Raw genomic sequence first — 2,684 nt, 5'->3', positions numbered from 1 at the left:
GTATTATACAACCATTCGCGTCTACCATTTCTAATTCAAGTAAATGATCGAGAGTTAATCCAAACGGACGAGAGAGAATACTATGTCCGCCACCTAAAGTAACACCTGCAATCCCGGGAGTAGGACAAACACCACTCGGCACAACTAATCCTTCAGCTGCAAGTGTTTCAATTAAAGAAATATTTCTCCATCCAGTCCCGATAGTTACAGTTCCATTATTGTGATCTATTTCTAATTGCTTCATTTCACTTACATCAATTACAAGACCAGCATTACTGACGGATAATGCCTCATAATTATGACGTCCAGAGCGCATGCGTATAGGAACGTTATGTAGCCTTGACCAGCGAACAGCGTTTACTACATCCTGCGTATTTTGAGCAAAAATAATGATTAACGGAAATTTGTTGAAGAATGTATTGAATTCTTCACGCGCTGAATTATAATCAGGATCATTAGGTGTAACGATACGACCAGTAAGTTCAATTTTTTGATTATTCATTTCAGTCATCTCTCCTTGACGTGAAATATTTATAATGTGGAAATACAGAACATAAAGAAGAACTGACAATACTTTATAAGTAAATGAATAAAGGAAAAGGATTATTCCAATAAAGAAAAAGGCAGTGCTACATAAGTAGCACTGCCTTTTTGTAATTATATGTATGTGCTCAAAATTTCCCCAGGTAATCCATCAATCTCACAAACTTTCTCCGATGTAAAACCTACGCTTAGTAAAATTTTGCGAGAAGGGATATAATTTGGATCGATCATTGCTTTTAGTACGTTTGCATCTGTTTGCTTCACTATTAAAGCTAGATGTTAATTTTTGATTATGTACGTACATACAATGTGTAATTAAGTGAATGATTAACATAGTAATTACAGAAAAGGGTGAATGAAGCATATGAATCAATTTGAGCAAATGATGTACGTTGGTGTCATCATGTCTATTGTACTATCCGTAATGATTTTAGGGTCCTTATATTATAATCCTCGACTTTCATTAACTGATTATCCGAAAGATATTCAAAAAGTAGTTTTTCCAAAATCGATTCATGAAAAAAAGCAAACCATTTACTTTAATATTGTATACAATGCTATTCTTTTCGGTTGTCCTTTCGTTTCTACATATATATTACATAAGCATGAAAAATTAATGTATATGGATGCTTATTTACACACTTTTGGTATTTTAATGATTTTCAATTTAGTAGATTTACTTATAATTGATTGGCTAATTTTTTGCTGGATTACTCCAAGGTTTGTTGTGATTCCTAGTACGGAAGGTATGAAAGGATATAAAGATTATAAGTTTCATTTAAGAGGGGCTATAGTCGCTACTCAAATTTTAGCAATCGTAAGTTTATTTTTGGCGGGAATTGCCACAACTATGTAGTGTGAAGAAGGGCATGGAGCTTTTATAAAAGATAAGGAGATTTATAATATATAGAATTAGAAATGAGAATTTGATAGTATTGGAGTAAGGGGTTTTAATAACAGTATATTAAACAATATTAATATACTGTTGCAAATGTTTTGATATTATGTAAAATTATACAATTTTGCAGAGGCATTTGATAAAATTCAAAAAAATATAATGGAGGCTAATATGAAAAAAGTAATTGGCGCAGCAACAGCAACTATTTTTGGATTGGGGGCGTTTACCACAACTGCTACCGCAGAAACAATCGTAACAGCAGATGTACTTAACGTACGTGAAAAACCGACTACAGAATCAAAAGTGGTCGAAAAAGTAAAGAATGGGCAAGAGTTAAAAGTCATTAATACCGAAGATGGCTGGTCAAAAATTGAGTTAAATGGTAAGGAAGTATTTGTAAGTTCGGAGTTTACAAAAGATGTGTATCATGTAACGGCGAATTTGTTAAATGTACGTACTGAAGCAAACACAGATTCAGAAATTCTTGGCAGACTAAAAAAAGATGATGTAATTGAATCAACGCATCAAGTAAAAGACGGATGGCTGCAATTTGAGTATAAAGGAAAAACAGCTTATGCAAACGTTTCTTTCCTATCAAGTACAGCACCAACTGAAAAGAAAACCGAAGAGAAAACGAAGCAAGTAGCGAAAGTACAAAAATCAGTTAAAGAAAAGAAAGAAGTAAAGACGCAGAAAGTAGCAAAAACGAAAGAAACAACGAAAGCACAAGAAATAGTAAAGCCTAAAGAAGAGGCAAAAATCAAAGAAGAAGTAAAAGTTAAAGAAGAACCGAAAGTGCAAGAAATAGTAAAGCCTAAAGAAGAAGAAAAAGTTAAGGAAGAACCGAAAGCGCAAGAAGTAACAAAGCCTAAAGAAGAAGAAAAAGTTAAGGAAGAAGAGAAAGCGCAAGAAATAGTAAAGCCTAAAGAAGAAGTAAAAGTTAAAGAAGAAGAGAAAGCGCAAGAAATAGTAAAGCCTAAAGAAGAAGTAAAAGTTAAAGAAGAAGAGAAAGTGCAAGAAATAGCAAAGGCTAAAGAAGAAGAGAGAGCAAGAGAAATAGCAAAGGCTAAAGAAGAAGAGAGAGCAAGAGAAATAGCAAAGGCTAAAGAAGAAGAGAGAGCAAGAGAAATAGCAAAGGCTAAAGAAGAAGAAAAAGCAAGAGAAATAGCAAAGGCTAAAGAAGAAGAAAAAGCAAGAGAAATAGCAAAGGCTAAAGAAGAAGAAAAAGCAAGAGAAATAGCAA

The 2,684-nt window shown here is 33.4% G+C and carries 3 protein-coding genes and 1 pseudogene; 2 read left to right on the top strand and 2 right to left on the bottom strand.

Going from position 1 to position 2,684, the window contains the following annotated elements; all coding sequences use genetic code 11:
* Positions 1–502 (bottom strand): FAD-dependent oxidoreductase (locus H6481_RS28005; RefSeq protein ID WP_182813788.1); only part of this gene is annotated, 502 nt, incomplete at its 3' end.
* A 155-nt stretch (positions 503–657) separates the two neighbouring features.
* A pseudogene (locus H6481_RS28000) lies at positions 658–810 on the bottom strand (N-acetyltransferase); the annotation flags it as partial.
* 97 nt (positions 811–907) lie between these two features.
* On the opposite strand from H6481_RS28000, the gene H6481_RS27995 reads away from it, so the two are divergent.
* Positions 908–1,399: a nitroreductase gene (locus H6481_RS27995; RefSeq protein WP_182813786.1), complete on the top strand. Its 492-nt coding sequence runs from the start codon at positions 908–910 to the stop codon at positions 1,397–1,399.
* 213 nt (positions 1,400–1,612) lie between these two features.
* Positions 1,613–2,684, top strand: a 1,072-nt coding sequence (locus H6481_RS27990) for an SH3 domain-containing protein (RefSeq protein ID WP_259347401.1), incomplete at its 3' end; no start/stop codon positions are given.

The organism is Bacillus sp. ME78, from assembly GCF_903970865.1.
GTDB classification, from domain to species: Bacteria; Bacillota; Bacilli; order Bacillales; family Bacillaceae_G; genus Bacillus_A; species Bacillus_A cereus.
This window is presented reverse-complemented; position numbering and strand designations above follow the sequence as displayed.

What these genes read in the sequence shown, in the direction of transcription:
- H6481_RS27995 (WP_182813786.1), top strand. Translation starts at nt 908, where the DNA reads ATGAATCAATTTGAGCAAATGATGTACGTTGGTGTCATCATGTCTATT.